Below are 14,929 nucleotides of genomic sequence, written 5' to 3'. Positions count from 1 at the left end.
TTGATCGCCACGATCACCTTGGAATCCTTCATGCCGGCCAGGTGCTGGATGGCGCCGGAGATGCCGGCGGCCACGTACAGCTGGGGCGCCACGATCTTGCCGGTCTGGCCCACCTGCCAGTCGTTGGGCGCGTAGCCCGCGTCGACGGCGGCGCGGCTGGCACCGAGCGCGGCACCGAGCTTGTCCGCCAGCGGGGTCATCACCTCGTTGAACTTCTCCGCCGAGCCGAGTGCGCGTCCACCGGACACGATGATCTTGGCGGCGGTCAGTTCGGGGCGGTCGCTCTTGGCGATCTCCTGGCCGACGAAGCTGCTCTTGCCGCTGTCGCCGCTGGCCTGCACGGTCTCGACCGCGGCGCTGCCGCCGGTGGCAGCCGCGGGATCGAAGCCGGTGGTGCGCACCGTGATCACCTTGGTCTTGTCCAGGCTCTGCACGATGGCGATGGCATTGCCGGCGTAGATCGGGCGCTCGAAGGTGTCCGCCGCGTCGACCTTGGTGATGTCCGAGATCTGCGCGACATCCAGCTTGGCGGCCACGCGAGGCGCGACGTTCTTGCCGCTGGCCGTGGCCGGGAACAGGATGTGGCTGTAGTTCGAGGCGATGGCCAGCACCTGCGCGGCCACGTTCTCGGCCAGCCCATGGGCCAGCTGCTCGCCGTCGGCATGCAGCACCTTGGCCACGCCGGCGATCTGGGCCGCGGCCTTGGCGGCAGCAGCGGCGTTGTGGCCAGCCACCAGCACGTGGACGTCGCCGCCACAGGCGATGGCCGCGGTGACGGTGTTCAGGGTCGCGCCCTTGATGGACGCGTTGTCGTGTTCGGCAATGACGAGGGCCGCCATGATCAGATCACTTTCGCTTCAGTCTTGAGTTTCTGCACCAGGGTGGCCACGTCGGGCACCTTCACGCCGGCGCTGCGCTTGGGCGGCTCGGTGACCTTCAGCGTCTTCAGCCGCGGCTTGACGTCGACGCCCAGGTCCTCGGGCTTGACGGTGTCCAGCTGCTTCTTCTTGGCCTTCATGATGTTGGGCAGCGTCACGTAGCGCGGCTCATTGAGGCGCAGGTCGGTGGTCACCACCGCCGGCAGCGTGATCGAGAGCGTCTCCAGGCCGCCGTCCACTTCACGCGTGACCTTGGCCTTGCCGTCGGCCACTTCGACCTTCGACGCGAACGTGGCCTGCGGCATGTCGGCCAGCGCGGCGAGCATCTGGCCGGTCTGGTTGGCGTCGTCGTCGATCGCCTGCTTGCCCAGGATCACCAGGCCCGGCTGCTCCTTGTCGACCAGGGCCTTCAGCAGCTTGGCCACGGCCAGCGGCTGCAGTTCCTCGTCGGTCTGCACGAGGATGGCGCGGTCGGCGCCGATGGCCATCGCGGTGCGCAGGGTCTCCTGGCACTGCTGCACGCCGCAGGAGACGGCGATCACCTCGGTGGCGACGCCCTTCTCCTTCAGGCGCACCGCCTCCTCGACGGCGATCTCGTCGAACGGGTTCATGCTCATCTTGACATTGGCGATGTCCACACCCGTGTTGTCCGACTTGACGCGGACCTTCACGTTGTAGTCGACCACCCGTTTGACGGGGACCAGGACCTTCATGCGAGGCGCTCCTTCGAAATGCTGTTGTGGTTGACGTGCACGTCAAGCCGGGATTCTAGGGCGAGCCCGGGTGAGCTCGACAGAAAAAAGAACGGTCGTTCGATTTTTGATTATAGGGTCCGGCGCATGGGCTCGACGTCCGATCTCACCACCCGCGCGATGTGCGCGCACGGGCACGCCGCTCCGTGCGGGTAAGTCTGGACCGCGTGCACGAGCACCCCCGCGTACAGTGGGCCGCCATCGATCCAGGAGCCTTGCCATGAACCGCTTGCTGCTGTCCGGAGCCGCCTTGGCCGCCGTCATCGCCGCCGCCCCCGCCGGCGCGCAGACCGTGCTCACCGCATCCACCTGGTTGCAGCCAAGCCATGCGATGTCGCTGGCCCAGAAGGAATGGTGCGACCTGCTGGAGAAGAACACCTCCGGCAAGATGAAGTGCAACATCCTGCCGCGCGCCGTGGCCAACCCGCCGGGCACCTACGACGCGGTGAAGAACGGGCTGGCGGACATCTCGTTCACGGTGCATGGGTACACGCCGGGCCGCTTCGTGCTGACCCAGATGGCCGAGTTCCCGTTCCTCGGCGACTCGGCCGAGCCGCTGTCGGTCGCGTTCGACAAGGTGGCCCGCAGGCACCCCGAGTTCATGAAGGAGCACCAGGGCGTGCACGTCATCGCCCTGTTCACTCACGGCCCCGGCATGCTGATGAACACCAAAAAGCCGGTGGTCAAGCTCGAGGACCTGCAGGGACTGAAGTGGCGCGTGGGCGGCGGCATCGTCAACGACCTGACGCGGGCGCTGAACATGAACGCCACGCTCAAGCCGGCCACCGACAACTACGAGCTGCTGTCCAGCGGCGTGATGGACGGCACTCTGCTGCCGGCGGAGTCGAGCGAGTCGTTCAAGATCGACAAGCTGATCAAGTACGTCACCACGTTTCCCGGCGGCCTGTACAACACCAGCTTCGTGATGATGATGAACCAGGGCAAGTACGACAAGCTCAGCGCCGAGGAGAAGAAGGCGGTGGACGCCATCTCCGGCGAGGTGGCCGCGCGCATCCTGGGGCGTCACTGGGACAAGGCCGACCGCCGCGCGTTCGGCCTCATGCAGGCCAACAACGTGCAGATCACCAAGGCCGATGCGAAATTCGTGGACGACGTGAAGGCCAGGACGCAGCCGCTCGAGCAGAAGTGGGCGCAGGACGCGCAGGCCAAGGGACTGAAGGACGCCGCCAAGGTGCTGGCCGAGTTCCGCTCCGAGATCGCCAAGGTCTCCAAATAAATTCCGGCCCGCTCGCAACCACGGCGGCACCTTCCCGCGAGGTGGCCGCCGTTTTTGCGGCGGCACGCATCCTGCGCCGGGACTCGCGCAACCGACTCCGATGAAGAAACTCCTCGAACTCGCGTGCGGCCTGCTGGCCGGCCTGGCCCTCTTCGGCATCATGGCGCTGACGTTCTTCGACGTCCTCGGGCGCAAGTTCCTGGACAACTCGATCCCCGGCTCGCTGGAGATGACCGAGCTGCTGATGGTGGTCGTGATCTTCGGCGCCCTGCCCCTGGTCTCGCTGCGCGGCGAGCACGTGCTGTTCGACTCGCTCGACGCGCACCTGTCCCCGCGCGTGCTGCGGATCCAGAAGGGCGTGATCCACGTGCTCAGCGCCGCGGCCCTGCTGGCCCTGGCGGTGCTGATGTGGAAGACCGGCGGCCAGTTCGCCGAGAGCGGCGAGACCACCGCGCAGCTGCGGCTTCCCAAGGCGCCCTTCATCTACGGCATGGCCGTCCTCTGCGGGCTGACCGGCCTGGTGCACCTGGCGCTGATCGCGCAGCCGCCGCCGGACCTGGCCGAAGGCGAAGGAGCCGCGCTGTGATCGCCGCGCTCCTGGGCTTCGCCGTCGTCTTCGGCCTCGCCCTGCTGCGGGTGCCGCTGGCGTTCTCCATGGCGGGGGTCGGCATCGTGGGCATCGGCCTCACGCGTGGCTGGGACCCGGCGTTCGCCAGCACGGCGCAGGTGGTCTACGAGACCGGCTTCGCGTACACGCTGTCGGTGATCCCGCTGTTCATCCTGATGGGCAACTTCGTCGCGCGCGCCGGCCTCGCGCAGGAACTGTTCGGCGCGGCCTACGCCTTCATCGGCCACTGGCGCGGCGGCCTGGCGCATGCGACGGTGGCGGCGTGTGCCGGCTTCGGCGCCATCTGCGGTTCGTCCATCGCCACGGCTGCCACGATGGGCAAGGTGGCCTACCCGTCCATGAACAAGCTGGGCTACAGCGACGAGCTGTCGATGGGCGTCATCGCCGCCGGCGGCACGCTGGGGATCATGATCCCTCCGTCGACCATCATGGTCATCTACGGGATCATCACCGAGACCCACATCGGCAAGCTGTTCGCGGCGGGCGTGGTGCCGGGCCTGGCCTCCGCCGCGCTGATGATGCTGGGCATCGTGTGGCTCACCTCGCGCGATCCCGCGCATGCACCTGCCGCCCCGCGCAGCACCTGGCCGGAACGCTGGCGCGCGCTGCGCGGCATCTGGGGCGTGCTGCTGCTCGTGCTGCTGGTGCTGGGCGGCATCTACGGCGGCGTGTTCACGGCCACCGAAGGCGCGGGCATCGGCGCCGCGGGCGCTTTCCTGTTCGCGTTGCTGCGCGGCCGGCTCACGGTCCGGGTGGTCTACGACGTGCTGGTGGAGTCCGCCCGCACGACGGCCATGCTGTTCACGCTGCTGATCGCCGCGACGCTGTTCGCGAATTTCGTGAACTTCACCTCCATGCCGGGCGATCTGAAGGACCTGATCACCGGCAGCGGCATGTCCCCCACGATGGTGGTGATCGCGATGATGCTGATCTACGTGGTGCTGGGCACGGTGATGGAGGAGCTCACCATGGTGCTGCTCACCATCCCGTTGTTCTTCCCGATCGTCACCGCCCTCGGCTACGACCCGGTCTGGTTCGGCGTGCTGATCGTGATGGTGGTGCAGATCGGCCTGGTCTCGCCGCCGGTGGGCATGAACATGTTCGTGCTCAACGCGCTGCTGCCAGGCGTGGGCCTGGGCGCCATCTACCGCGGCTGCTGGCCGTTCGTGCTGGTGCTGGTGTTCATGCTCGGACTGCTGATCGCGTTCCCGCAGCTGAGCCTGTGGCTGCCGTCGATGATGAAGTGACGATCTAGCCCTGGGACACGGCCTCGGCTGGACGCAGGTGCACCACCCGCTGCGGGAACGGGATCTCGATGCCCGCCTCGCGCAGTCCCTTGAGCACCGCGAGGTTCACGTCCGACTTCACGTTGCCGGTGCCGTTGCCCGGATCCTCGATCCAGAACTGGACCTGGAACTCCAGCGCGTCGGCCCCGAACTTCACCAGGCGGGCCGCGGGGCCGGGATCGGCCAGCACGCGCGGGATGCTGCGCACCGCCTGCAGCAGGACCTCCTGCACGCGGTCGACATCGCTGTCGTAGCCCACGCCGACGTCGCTCGTGATCAGCACCTTGGGGTCGGCGAGCGACAGGTTCTCGATGCGCTCGGAGATCAGCTTCTCGTTCGGCACGATGGATTCGCGGCCGTTCAGGGCCCGGATCAACGTGTAGCGCGTCTTGATGTCGGTGACCACGCCCTCGAAGCCGTCGACCCGCACCACGTCGCCGATGCGCAGGCTGCGCTCGAACAGGATCACGAAGCCGCTGACGTAGTTGGCCGCCAGCTTCTGCAGGCCGAAGCCCAGGCCCACGCCGATCGCGCCGCCCAGGACCGAGAGCGCCGTCAGGTCGACGCCTGCCGTCGACAGCGCGAACAGCACGCCCACGACCAGCAAGGTGGCCCGGATGGCGTTGGACGCAACCTTGCGCAGCGACAGGTCGGTGACGTGATGGCGCAGCACCTGGCGCTCCAGCACCGCCGAGACCCACAACGCGGCGACCAGCACGATGCAGGCGGAGAACGTGCCGTCCACCAGCGCCAGCAGGCTCACCTCCGACTTGCCGAAATAGAACACCACGTTGTCCATCTCGGCGCGCACGGCGGGCAGCACGCCCAGCACCCACAGCGCGGCGCCGATCCAGGCCACCCACGAGACCAGCCGCTCGACCAGGCGTGCCATGCCGGAGGCCGGGAACGCGATCGTCAGCACGCGGGCGATGAAGCGGATGCCGACCAGCGCCATCAGCACCGGGACCGCCAGCCGCAACAGCGCCACGTGCTGGTACAGCTGCACGATGCGCATCGAGGCGTAGGTGAAGGCCAGCGCGAACAGCGGGAACAGGAGGCCGTCGAAGATGGCGCGCCCGAACCAGACGGATTCCGGCGCATGGCGTCGGCGGATCGCCCAGCAGGCCAGCCAGGCGAGCGCCAGGCAGCCCAACAGGACGGCGAGTTCGACAGGGGAACCCGGATGGCCCAGGTCCTGGACCAGCGTATCGAGAGCGTTCATCGTTAGGAGGACAGGCCGGCCCCGCGGCAGCGGCGGGACCGAGGACGGCGCGGTGCGCCGGAGGGGACGGGGAACGATGCGCCGCGCGTCATGCCCACGATGGCTTGCGCTTCCCGGCGAAGGCAGCGACGCCTTCCTGCGCGCACGCATCCATCATGTTCACGGCCATGGTCTGCGACGCGAGCTGGTAGGCGGCTTCGACGCCCAGCTCGCGCTGGCGGTAGAACAGCTCCTTGCCCATGGCCAGCGCCTGCCGCGGCTTGGCCAGGATGCTGGCCAGCAGCGACTCGACTTCCGCATCGAGCTGCTCGGGCGCCACCACGCGATTCACCAGGCCGCGCTCGCGGGCCTGCTCGGCGCTGATGAAGTCGCCGGTGACCAGCATCTCCATCGCCTGCTTGGACGACACGTTGCGCAGCAGCGGCACGCTGGGCGTGGCGCAGAACAGGCCGACGTTGATGCCGCTGACGGCGAACTTCGCGGCGGTGGACGCGACTGCGAGATCGCATTGCGCGACGAGCTGGCAGCCCGCGGCGGTGGCGATGCCGTGCACGCGCGCGATGACCGGCACCGGCAGCTTCTGGATCGCCAGCATCATGCGGCTGCACTGCGCGAACAGCTGCTGGTAGTAGGCCAGCTCGGGCCGCGCCATCATTTCCTTGAGGTTGTGGCCCGGGCAGAAGGCCTTGCCCTCGGCCGCGATGACCACGGCACGCGCGCCTGCGTCGTCGGCCACCCGGTCCAGCGCCGACTGCAGCGCGCCGAGCATCTCCTCGCCAAGCGCATTGAAGGTGGCCGGCCGGTTCATGGTGAGCGTCACCACGCCGCGCGCATCGCGCGTCTCGAGCACGGGAGCGGCGGCGTCCGTCATGGCCAGGTCCTCACAGGTCGGCGAGCACCCGCAGGTGTGCCTCCACGCTGCGGCCCAGCGCGCTGAGGTTGTAGCCGCCCTCCAGGCTGGAGACGATGCGGCCCTGCGCGTACTTGTTCGCGATGTCCTTGAGCTTCTGCGTGATCCAGGCGTAGTCGGCCTCGACCATGCCCAGCTGGCCCAGGTCGTCCTCGCGATGCGCATCGAAGCCGGCGCTGACGAAGATCAGCTCGGGCTTGAACGCCTCCAGCCGCGGCAGCCACGTGGCCTCGACCATCTCGCGGATCTTGTCGCCCTTGGTGTACGCGGGCACCGGCACGTTGACCATGTTGTCGCCACGCGGGTGGTCGCCGCTGTACGGATAGAACGGATGCTGGAACAGGCCCACCATCAGCACGCGCGGGTCGCCGGCCAGGATGTCCTCGGTGCCGTTGCCGTGGTGCACGTCGAAGTCGACGACGGCCACGCGCTGCAGCTTGTAGCGGTCCAGCGCGTACTTCACGCCGACCGCCACCTGGTTGAACAGGCAGAACCCCATGGCACGGCCGCGCGTCGCGTGGTGGCCCGGCGGGCGCACGGCGCAGAACGCGTTCTGCAGCTCGCCGGCCATGACAGCGTCCGTCGCGGCGCACACCGCGCCGCACGCACGCACCGCGGCGTCCCAGCTGTACGGATTCATCGCGGTGTCGGGATCGATGTGGCCGTAGGCGTAGCCGCCGGCTTCCACCTGCTCGGCGATCGCCTGGCGCATGTCGTTCAGCGAAGCGACATGGCGCGGATCGTGGGCGAGTGCAATGGCGTCCACCTGCGCCTCGGGCGCCTCGCGGCGATCCAGCGCGTCGAGCACGCCGGTGGCGAGCAGGCGGTCCTCGATTGCATCCAGCCGCTCCGGACACTCCGGGTGGCCGCGGCCCATTTCGTGGCGGCGGCACGCTGCATGCGTGAAATATCCGGTCTTGGTCGCACTCATCGTTCGAGGGGCGGAAATTCGGATAACGTCTGGCCCTGATGGAAGCCCAACAAAAACTCAGAGCGTTGCTGGACCAGCTTAACACGGTGATCGTGGGCAAGCCCGACCAGGTGCGCGACTGCGTGGCCTGCCTGTTGGCTGGCGGCCACCTGCTGATCGAGGACGTCCCGGGCGTCGGCAAGACCACCCTGGCCCATGCACTGGCGCGCTCGTTCGGCCTGCATTTCTCGCGCGTGCAGTTCACCGCCGACCTGATGCCCAGCGACCTGTCCGGCGTGTCCATCTACGAGCGCGGCAAGGAAGCCTTCGTCTTCCACCCCGGTCCCATCTTCGCCCAGGTGCTGCTGGCCGACGAGATCAACCGCGCCAGTCCGAAGACGCAGAGCGCGCTGCTCGAGGCGATGGAGGAGAAGCAGGTCACCATCGAAGGCGAGACGCGCGCGCTGCCCGCGCCCTTCTTCGTCATCGCCACCCAGAACCCGCACGACCAGCTGGGCACCTTCGCCTTGCCCGAGTCCCAGCTCGACCGCTTCCTGATGCGCATCTCGCTGGGCTATCCGGACCGGGCTGCCGAGCGCCAGCTGCTGGCCGGCGCCGATCGCCGCGACATGGTCGCCAGTCTCAACAGCCGCCTGACGCCGCTCGACCTCGACTGGCTGCAGCGCCGCGTGCTGGAGGTCCACACCGCCGACCCGCTGCTCAATTACGTGCAGGACCTGGTCGCGGCGACGCGCTCGGGCCGCTGGTTCCTGCAGGGACTGTCGCCGCGCGCCGGCATCGCACTGGTGCGTGCGGCCAAGGCGCAGGCCCTGCTCTCCGGCCGCGACTACGTCGCGCCGGATGACGTGCAGGCGATCCTGGCGCAGACCATCGCGCATCGCCTGGTGCCGGTGGGCGATGCCGGCCGCGGTCCGATCGAGCAGGTGCGCGCGATGATGGAGGCGGTACCCCTCCCGTAATGGCCCTCCCCCGAAGCACCTTCGGCGCCTCCCCCTCGAGGGGGCGCCACCAGTGGCCCGGCGAAGCCGGTTCCACGGTGGCCCGCGCATTGAACCCCATCACATTCACCCGCCAGCGTTTCCGCCAGTGGTGGCAGGCGCGCCTGCCGCTGACGGACACGCTCACGCTCAGCCAGCGCAACGTCTACATCCTGCCCACGCGGCCCGGGCTGATGCTCGCGGCCACGCTGATCGTCCTGCTGATCGCATCGATCAACTACCAGCTGAACCTGGGCTACCTGCTCACCTTCCTGCTCGCCGGCAGTGCGATCGTGGGCATGCATGTGTGCCATGCCACGTTGCGCGGCCTGACGCTGGCGCTCGGTGCGCCCGAACCGGTGTTCGCGGGCCAGAACGCGCCGCTGCGCATCCAGCTCACCAACCCGCGGAAGGCGACGCGCTACGGCATCGGCCTGGCGGTGCTCGACGCCACGCATGAGGACCGCTGGGCCTGGACGGACGTCCCGGGCCTGGGCAGCGCCACCGTGTCGGTCGCCTTCCAGCCATTGCGGCGCGGCCTGCACCGGGTGCCGCCGCTCACCGCCGAGACGCGGTTCCCGCTAGGTACGTTCCGGGTCTGGACGGTGTGGCGCCCCGCCACCCAGGTGCTCGTCTATCCCGCGCCCGAGAAGCTGCCGCCGCCATTGCCGGAGGGCGAGCCTCGCGCCGGCACCTCGGGGCCGTCGCGCGTGCAGTCGGGCGGCGAGTTCGACGGCGTGCGTGCCTACCGCCGCGGCGACCCGATGAAGATGGTGGTCTGGAAGAAGGTCGCCAAGTCCGACGAACTGGTCAGCCGCGACAGCCAGCAGGCGCAGCGGCGCGAGCTGTGGCTGGACTTCGCGCAATGCGGCGTGCTCGATCCGGAAGCCCGACTGGGCCGGCTCGCCGCGTGGGTGCTGCAGGCCGACAAGCTGGGGCTGGACTACGGCCTGCGCCTTCCCGGCGTGCAGCTGCGGCCCGACACCGGCGAGGCGCATCGCCGCCGCTGCCTGGAGGCGCTCGCGCTGTGCTGACCACCGCTGCCGGCACCGGCCTCACGGCGCGCTCGCCGCTCGCCCGCCTGCGCGCGCTGCCGCGCGAAGCGCGCGACACGCTGTTCCTTCTCGTCGTGATCGGATGGCTCGTGCTGCCGCAGGTCAGTCGCCTGCCGCTGTGGTGCACCGCGCTCACGGCCATCGTCCTGGCCTGGCGTGGCCGCCTTGCCGTGCGCGGTTCGCCCCTGCCCCGCACGCGCTGGCTGCTGGTCCTGCTGGTGGCGACACTGGCCGCCACGTTCGCCACCCACCGGACGCTGCTCGGGCGCGATGCGGGCGTCACGCTGATCGTCGTGCTCCTCGCGCTGAAGACGCTGGAGTTGCGCGCGCGCCGCGATGCCTTCGTGGTGTTCTTCCTCGGCTTCTTCACGATGCTCACCAACTTCTTCTTCTCGCAGTCGCTGGCGACGGCGGGAGCGATGCTGGTCGGGCTGCTGGGACTGCTCACCGCGCTGGTCAACGCGCACATGCCGGTCGGCCGCCCGCCGCTGGCCCATGCGGCGCGCACCGCCGGCTGGATGGCGCTGCTCGGTGCGCCGATCATGGCCGTGCTGTTCGTGCTGTTCCCGCGCCTGGCGCCGCTGTGGGGCCTTCCCGGCGACGGCATGACCGGACGCAGCGGACTGTCGGCCACCATGCAGGTGGGCACCGTCGCCCAGCTGGCGCTGGAGGAGGGCATCGCGATGCGCGTGCGCTTCGACGGCCCGCCGCCGCCCGGCCCGCTCATGTACTTCCGCGGCCCGGTGCTCTCGAGCTTCGATGGCCGCGAATGGCGACCGCTGGTGTCCCGGCCCGGCGCCGATGCAGCCGCCCTGCTGCCGCCCGTGAGGCTGCAAGCCTTCGGGCCGGAGGTGCGCTACACCGTCACGCTGGAAGCGAACAACCGGCCCTGGCTGCCGGTGCTGGACGCCGCCATCCAGCCGCCGGCAGCGCCCGGCCTCGAAGCCGTTCCAGGGGGCGAGCTGCAGTGGTCCTCGCGGCGGCCGGTCACCGACCTGCTGCGCTACACGGCCGTGAGCCAGGTGGACTACCGCGCCGGCGCACAGGGCAGCGCGGCAGGCGTTCTGCCGCAGTACCGCGACCTGCCCGCGGGCTTCAATCCGCGCACGCTGCAGCTGGCCACCGAGATGATCCGCAGCGCGCCTGGCGGCGCGGCTGACAAGCCGGCGCTGGTGGAGGCCGCGCTGCAGCGCCTGCGCACCGGCGGCTATGTCTACACGCTGGATCCGGGCGTGTACGGCGAGCACACCGCCGACGAATTCTGGTTCGACCGCAAGGAAGGCTTCTGCGAACACATCGCCTCGGCCTTCGTGGTGCTGATGCGCGCGATGGACATTCCCGCACGCATCGTCACCGGCTATCAGGGCGGCGAGCTCAACCCCGTCGACGGCTACTGGGTCGTGCGCCACAGCGACGCGCATGCCTGGGCCGAGGTGTGGCTGGCCGGCCGCGGCTGGGTGCGGGTGGATCCGACCGGTGCGGTGGCGCCGAGTCGCATGGGCACGCTGCAGCGGCTGCGTGCGCCGCAGGGCGCGTTCGCCAGCGCCTTTGCCACCATGAGCCCTGGCCTGCTGGTGAACTTCCGCCAGGGCTGGGATGCGGTCAACAACCGCTGGAACCAGTGGATCCTCAACTACACGCAGAGCCGGCAGCTGGACCTGCTGCGCAACGTGGGCTTCCGCTCGCCCGACTGGGCCGACCTGGCGCTGGTGCTGATCGGGCTGCTGGTCGCGGTCACGCTGTGCGGCATCGCCTGGGCCAAGTGGGACCGCCAGCGCCAGGATCCCTGGCTGCGGCTGCTGGCCCGCGTCCGCGCGCGACTGGTGCAGGCCGGCGTGCCGCTCGCGGCCACCAGTGGTCCGCGCCAGATGGCGCAGGCCGTCACCGATCGTTTCGGCGCGTCCGCGCAGCCGCTGGCAGACTGGCTGCTGCGGCTGGAAGCGCAGCGCTATGCGCGCCACGCCCCTGCCCCCCTGCCCGCCTTGCAGCGGGAATTGCAACGCCTCTCCTGGCCCTCCGCCGCCCAATGACCCGCCGTTCCCTCGTCGCCGCCGCCCTGGCGGCGCTTCTCGTACCTTCGCTCGCGCTGGCTGCCAAGTCCACGGAGCCCGGCCGCCGCCGCAAGACCTCGTCCAGAGCGAAGGCCGACAAGGGCACGCCCTATGCCGGCCGCGAGGACGCGATGCAGTTCGCCGACGAGGTGGCCGAGCGCCGCTCGCTCAACCGCCGCTGGACCCGCTCGGCCATCGCGCAGGCGCAGCTGCTGCCAGTGGTCGTCAAGCTGATGCAACCGGCACCGACCGGCACCGCGAAGAACTGGGCCGTGTACCGCAGCCGCTTCATCGACCCGGTGCGCGTCCAGGCCGGCGTGCGGTTCTGGCAGGCCAACCGCGCGACGCTCGCGCGGGCCGAGCAGGACTACGGCGTGCCGCCGGAAATCGTGGCCGGCATCATCGGCGTGGAGACCATCTACGGCCAGCAGATGGGCACGTTCCGCGTGCTCGATGCGCTGGCCACGCTCTCGTTCGATTTCCCCAGCGCGCATCCTCGCGCCGCCGAGCGCGCCGCGTTCTTCCGCGGCGAGCTGGAGCAGTTCCTCGCGCTGCAGGCCGGCCCGCACGCCGACCCGACCAAGCCGCTGGGCAGCTACGCCGGCGCGATGGGCATGCCGCAGTTCATGCCCAGCAGCTGGGCCAAGTGGGCGGTCGACTACGACGACGACGGCCGCATCGACCTGTGGCAAAGCCCGGCCGACGCCATCGGCTCGGTGGCCAACTACTTCAAGGGCTTCGGTTGGAAGCCGGGCATGCCGACGCACTACCCGGTGACGTTCGACAGCGAGCGCCGGGACATGGACGGCCTGCTCGCGCCCGACATCCTGCCCACGTTCGACGTGCCTTCCTTCCTGGCCAAGGGGGCGGTGCTGGACGACGTCGCGGTCAAGCACGAAGGGCCGCTCGCGCTGGTCGAGTTGCAGAACGGCGGCGATCCGCCCACCTACGTCGCGGGCACCGAGAACTTCTACGTGATCACGCGCTACAACTGGTCGGCCTACTACGCGATGGCCGTCATCGAGCTCGGACGCGAGGTGAAGCAGGCCGCCGAGCGGAGCGGCTCATGACCATCGCGCTGGATGCCTGGCGCGCCACCTGGCGCGAGCTGGGCGCGGACATGGTCAACGGCGGGCTGATGAACCAGCTGGTGGCCGCGTACAGCGAACGACACCGCCATTACCACACGCTGCAGCACCTGCGCGAGTGCCTCGCCCATGCCGATGCCGTGCGCACGCTGGCCAAGCGGCCGGCCGAGATCGAGCTCGCGCTGTGGTTCCACGACGCCGTCTACGACCCGCGCAGCACCGACAACGAGCAGCGCAGCGCGCGCTGGACCACGCGAGCGTGGTCGCCGCGGGCTGCGACACCGCCATCGCCGATCGCGTGAGCGCGCTGGTGCTTGCCACGAGTGGCCACCACGCGAGCGACGATATCGACACACAGCTGCTGCTGGACATCGACCTGTCGATCCTCGGGGCGTCGTACTCGCGCTTCGACGAGTACGAGCGGCAGGTGCGGATGGAGTACGCGCACGTCGACGATGCGACGTTTCGTGAGGGGCGGCTGAAGTTCGTCAGGGGCATGCTGGCGCGGCCGGCCATCTACGGGACGCAGGTTTATCGTGAGGCGCTGGAACCCCGCGCCAGGGAGAACCTGCTGCGGTCGGCAGAGGGCCTGTCGGGCTCGGCGTGAGTTGATCGTGGTGCGCACCCGTGGGCTCCAAGTCCGGGGGCGCGCGGCAGCGCCTTTGATCGACCCGCCATCCGGCCGCTCTGCTCTTCTCCGAAGTCCCGTCATTCCCGCGAAGGCGGGAATAAGGCGCCCGCATGCTGGGTCGTGGGTCAAGCCCGGATGACACCCTCGCGGCACTGAGGGCCCCTGTTCGAACACGCACGGTGCCGGCACGCGGCAGGCGGTGTCTGGCAGGGTCGATTTGGGTGACGGGAGCGAGCTTTGGCGAAGCGACTCTCACCGTATGAGACCCTGCCAGACGCCGTCTGCCGCGCTCCCCGGACAACAAACAACCGCAAGCCCAGACTCAGCCCGTCACCGGCACCAGGAAGTCCCGGCTGATGCGCGACCCCAGTTCGTTCACGCGATCGAGGAACTGCGTGAGGAACGCGTGCAGCCCCGTGGCCAGGATCTCGTCGATGCTGCCGTACTGCAGGTCGGCGCGCAGCTTGCCGGCGCGGCGCTGGGTTTCGGCCGACTGGTCGTTGGCCACCATCTGCAGGTTGGCCACCACCTCGATCATGCTGGCGTGCAGCGAACGCGGCATGTCGGGGCGCAGGATCAGCAGGTCGGCCACGCGCTCGGGCTTGATCACGTCGCGGTACACCTTGCGGTAGATCTCGAAGCCGGACACGCTGCGCAGGATCGCGCTCCAATGGTAGAAGTCGTACTCCTGGTCCTGTTCGGTGGCGGCGCCGAAGAAGTCGCTCTGCACCGCGTGGAACTTCACGTCGACCAGCCGCGCCGTGTTGTCGGCGCGTTCGAGGAAGGTGCCCAGGCGCATGAAGTGCAGCGCCTCGTCCATCAACATCGTGCCCACCGTCACGCCGCGCGACAGGTGCGAGCGGAACTTCACCCACTCGAAGAACTGGCCCGGGTCGCGTTCGAACTCGTTGCTGCGCAGCATGCGCGTGAGCTCCAGCCAGGTCTGGTTCTGCGTCTCCCACACCTCGGTGGTGAGCGAGCCCCGCACGGCACGTGCGTTCTCGCGCGCGGCCTTCAGGCACGACACGATCGAGGACGGGTTCGACTCGTCCTTGATCATGAACTCCATCACGTCCTGCGACGTCACATCGCTGTGCCGCTGCGAGTACATCGGCACGAGCTCGCTGATCGACAGCAGCCCCTGCCAGCCGACCTGCGCCACCGCCGCCGATTGCGGCAGCAGCGAGGTCTGGTAGTTCACATCGAGCATGCGCGCGGTGTTCTCCGCACGCTCGGTGTAGCGGGACATCCAGTACAGGTGGTCGGCGGTGCGGGAGAGCATC

The 14,929-nt window shown here is 69.2% G+C and carries 14 protein-coding genes and 1 pseudogene; 9 read left to right on the top strand and 6 right to left on the bottom strand.

Annotated features, from left to right (window positions below; genetic code table 11):
- Positions 1-86: 86 nt before the first annotated feature.
- Positions 87-839: pseudogene (locus ACPWT1_RS12895) on the bottom strand (electron transfer flavoprotein subunit alpha/FixB family protein); the annotation flags it as partial.
- Between the two features lie 2 nt (positions 840-841).
- Positions 842-1,591, bottom strand: a complete 750-nt coding sequence (locus ACPWT1_RS12890; protein WP_427911578.1) for an electron transfer flavoprotein subunit beta/FixA family protein — start codon at positions 1,589-1,591, stop codon at positions 842-844.
- A 259-nt stretch (positions 1,592-1,850) separates the two neighbouring features.
- On the opposite strand from ACPWT1_RS12890, the gene ACPWT1_RS12885 reads away from it, so the two are divergent.
- From ACPWT1_RS12885 to ACPWT1_RS12875, 3 genes are all read left to right on the top strand, one after another.
- The gene (locus ACPWT1_RS12885) at positions 1,851-2,867 is read left to right on the top strand and encodes a TRAP transporter substrate-binding protein (protein WP_427911577.1); all 1,017 of its coding nucleotides are present in this window, start codon (positions 1,851-1,853) and stop codon (positions 2,865-2,867) included.
- Positions 2,868-2,967: 100 nt separating this feature from the next.
- Complete coding sequence (locus ACPWT1_RS12880; RefSeq protein WP_427911576.1) at positions 2,968-3,453, top strand: TRAP transporter small permease; 486 nt, start codon at positions 2,968-2,970, stop codon at positions 3,451-3,453.
- Complete coding sequence (locus tag ACPWT1_RS12875) at positions 3,450-4,742, top strand: TRAP transporter large permease (protein ID WP_427911575.1); 1,293 nt, start codon at positions 3,450-3,452, stop codon at positions 4,740-4,742. The genes ACPWT1_RS12880 and ACPWT1_RS12875 overlap by 4 nt, the downstream gene beginning before the upstream one ends.
- A gap of 4 nt (positions 4,743-4,746) precedes the next feature.
- Here ACPWT1_RS12875 and ACPWT1_RS12870 read toward each other — a convergent pair whose 3' ends face one another.
- The 3 genes from ACPWT1_RS12870 to ACPWT1_RS12860 all read right to left on the bottom strand — a co-directional run bounded on the left by ACPWT1_RS12870 (position 4,747) and on the right by ACPWT1_RS12860 (position 7,844).
- Positions 4,747-6,003, bottom strand: a complete 1,257-nt coding sequence (locus tag ACPWT1_RS12870) for a mechanosensitive ion channel family protein (RefSeq protein ID WP_427911574.1) — start codon at positions 6,001-6,003, stop codon at positions 4,747-4,749.
- An 88-nt stretch (positions 6,004-6,091) separates the two neighbouring features.
- Positions 6,092-6,874 (bottom strand): enoyl-CoA hydratase, encoded by a 783-nt coding sequence (locus ACPWT1_RS12865; RefSeq protein ID WP_427911573.1) that lies wholly within the window; start codon positions 6,872-6,874, stop codon positions 6,092-6,094.
- Between the two features lie 10 nt (positions 6,875-6,884).
- Positions 6,885-7,844, bottom strand: coding sequence for a histone deacetylase family protein (locus tag ACPWT1_RS12860; protein WP_427911572.1), 960 nt, complete (start codon positions 7,842-7,844; stop codon positions 6,885-6,887).
- Between the two features lie 38 nt (positions 7,845-7,882).
- On the opposite strand from ACPWT1_RS12860, the gene ACPWT1_RS12855 reads away from it, so the two are divergent.
- Genes ACPWT1_RS12855 through ACPWT1_RS12830 form a run of 6 tightly spaced genes read left to right on the top strand, consistent with a single transcriptional unit; the run spans position 7,883 to position 13,622 of the window.
- The gene (locus ACPWT1_RS12855) at positions 7,883-8,803 is read left to right on the top strand and encodes an AAA family ATPase (protein ID WP_427911571.1); all 921 of its coding nucleotides are present in this window, start codon (positions 7,883-7,885) and stop codon (positions 8,801-8,803) included.
- The gene (locus tag ACPWT1_RS12850; RefSeq protein WP_427911570.1) at positions 8,803-9,855 is read left to right on the top strand and encodes a DUF58 domain-containing protein; all 1,053 of its coding nucleotides are present in this window, start codon (positions 8,803-8,805) and stop codon (positions 9,853-9,855) included. Before ACPWT1_RS12855 ends, ACPWT1_RS12850 begins: the two co-directional genes overlap by 1 nt.
- The gene (locus ACPWT1_RS12845; protein ID WP_427911569.1) at positions 9,849-11,906 is read left to right on the top strand and encodes a transglutaminaseTgpA domain-containing protein; all 2,058 of its coding nucleotides are present in this window, start codon (positions 9,849-9,851) and stop codon (positions 11,904-11,906) included. The genes ACPWT1_RS12850 and ACPWT1_RS12845 overlap by 7 nt, the downstream gene beginning before the upstream one ends.
- Positions 11,903-12,997, top strand: coding sequence for a lytic murein transglycosylase B (mltB, locus tag ACPWT1_RS12840; RefSeq protein ID WP_427911568.1), 1,095 nt, complete (start codon positions 11,903-11,905; stop codon positions 12,995-12,997). Before ACPWT1_RS12845 ends, mltB begins: the two co-directional genes overlap by 4 nt.
- Positions 12,994-13,317, top strand: coding sequence for an HD domain-containing protein (locus tag ACPWT1_RS12835; protein WP_427911567.1), 324 nt, complete (start codon positions 12,994-12,996; stop codon positions 13,315-13,317). Before mltB ends, ACPWT1_RS12835 begins: the two co-directional genes overlap by 4 nt.
- Entirely contained in the window at positions 13,275-13,622 is a 348-nt protein-coding gene (locus ACPWT1_RS12830; RefSeq protein ID WP_427911566.1) for a hypothetical protein, read from the top strand. Before ACPWT1_RS12835 ends, ACPWT1_RS12830 begins: the two co-directional genes overlap by 43 nt.
- A gap of 346 nt (positions 13,623-13,968) precedes the next feature.
- Here ACPWT1_RS12830 and ACPWT1_RS12825 read toward each other — a convergent pair whose 3' ends face one another.
- Positions 13,969-14,928 (bottom strand): alpha-E domain-containing protein, encoded by a 960-nt coding sequence (locus ACPWT1_RS12825; RefSeq protein ID WP_427911565.1) that lies wholly within the window; start codon positions 14,926-14,928, stop codon positions 13,969-13,971.
- Position 14,929: the final 1 nt, after the last annotated feature.

The sequence above is a fragment of the Ramlibacter sp. MMS24-I3-19 genome (assembly GCF_050320135.1).
In the GTDB taxonomy this organism is placed as follows: Bacteria; Pseudomonadota; Gammaproteobacteria; order Burkholderiales; family Burkholderiaceae_C; genus Ramlibacter.
Note: the sequence above shows the minus strand (reverse complement) of the source record. Positions and strands in the feature narration are given on the sequence as shown.

Bases quoted from the DNA above. Each gene is read 5' to 3' on its own strand.
- ACPWT1_RS12890 (WP_427911578.1), bottom strand. From the start codon at position 1,591: ATGAAGGTCCTGGTCCCCGTCAAACGGGTGGTCGACTACAACGTGAAG.
- ACPWT1_RS12885 (WP_427911577.1), top strand. From the start codon at position 1,851: ATGAACCGCTTGCTGCTGTCCGGAGCCGCCTTGGCCGCCGTCATCGCC.
- ACPWT1_RS12880 (WP_427911576.1), top strand. From the start codon at position 2,968: ATGAAGAAACTCCTCGAACTCGCGTGCGGCCTGCTGGCCGGCCTGGCC.
- ACPWT1_RS12870 (WP_427911574.1), bottom strand. From the start codon at position 6,003: ATGAACGCTCTCGATACGCTGGTCCAGGACCTGGGCCATCCGGGTTCC.
- ACPWT1_RS12865 (WP_427911573.1), bottom strand. From the start codon at position 6,874: ATGACGGACGCCGCCGCTCCCGTGCTCGAGACGCGCGATGCGCGCGGC.
- ACPWT1_RS12860 (WP_427911572.1), bottom strand. From the start codon at position 7,844: ATGAGTGCGACCAAGACCGGATATTTCACGCATGCAGCGTGCCGCCGC.
- ACPWT1_RS12855 (WP_427911571.1), top strand. From the start codon at position 7,883: ATGGAAGCCCAACAAAAACTCAGAGCGTTGCTGGACCAGCTTAACACG.
- ACPWT1_RS12850 (WP_427911570.1), top strand. From the start codon at position 8,803: ATGGCCCTCCCCCGAAGCACCTTCGGCGCCTCCCCCTCGAGGGGGCGC.
- mltB (WP_427911568.1), top strand. From the start codon at position 11,903: ATGACCCGCCGTTCCCTCGTCGCCGCCGCCCTGGCGGCGCTTCTCGTA.
- ACPWT1_RS12835 (WP_427911567.1), top strand. From the start codon at position 12,994: ATGACCATCGCGCTGGATGCCTGGCGCGCCACCTGGCGCGAGCTGGGC.
- ACPWT1_RS12825 (WP_427911565.1), bottom strand. From the start codon at position 14,928: ATGCTCTCCCGCACCGCCGACCACCTGTACTGGATGTCCCGCTACACC.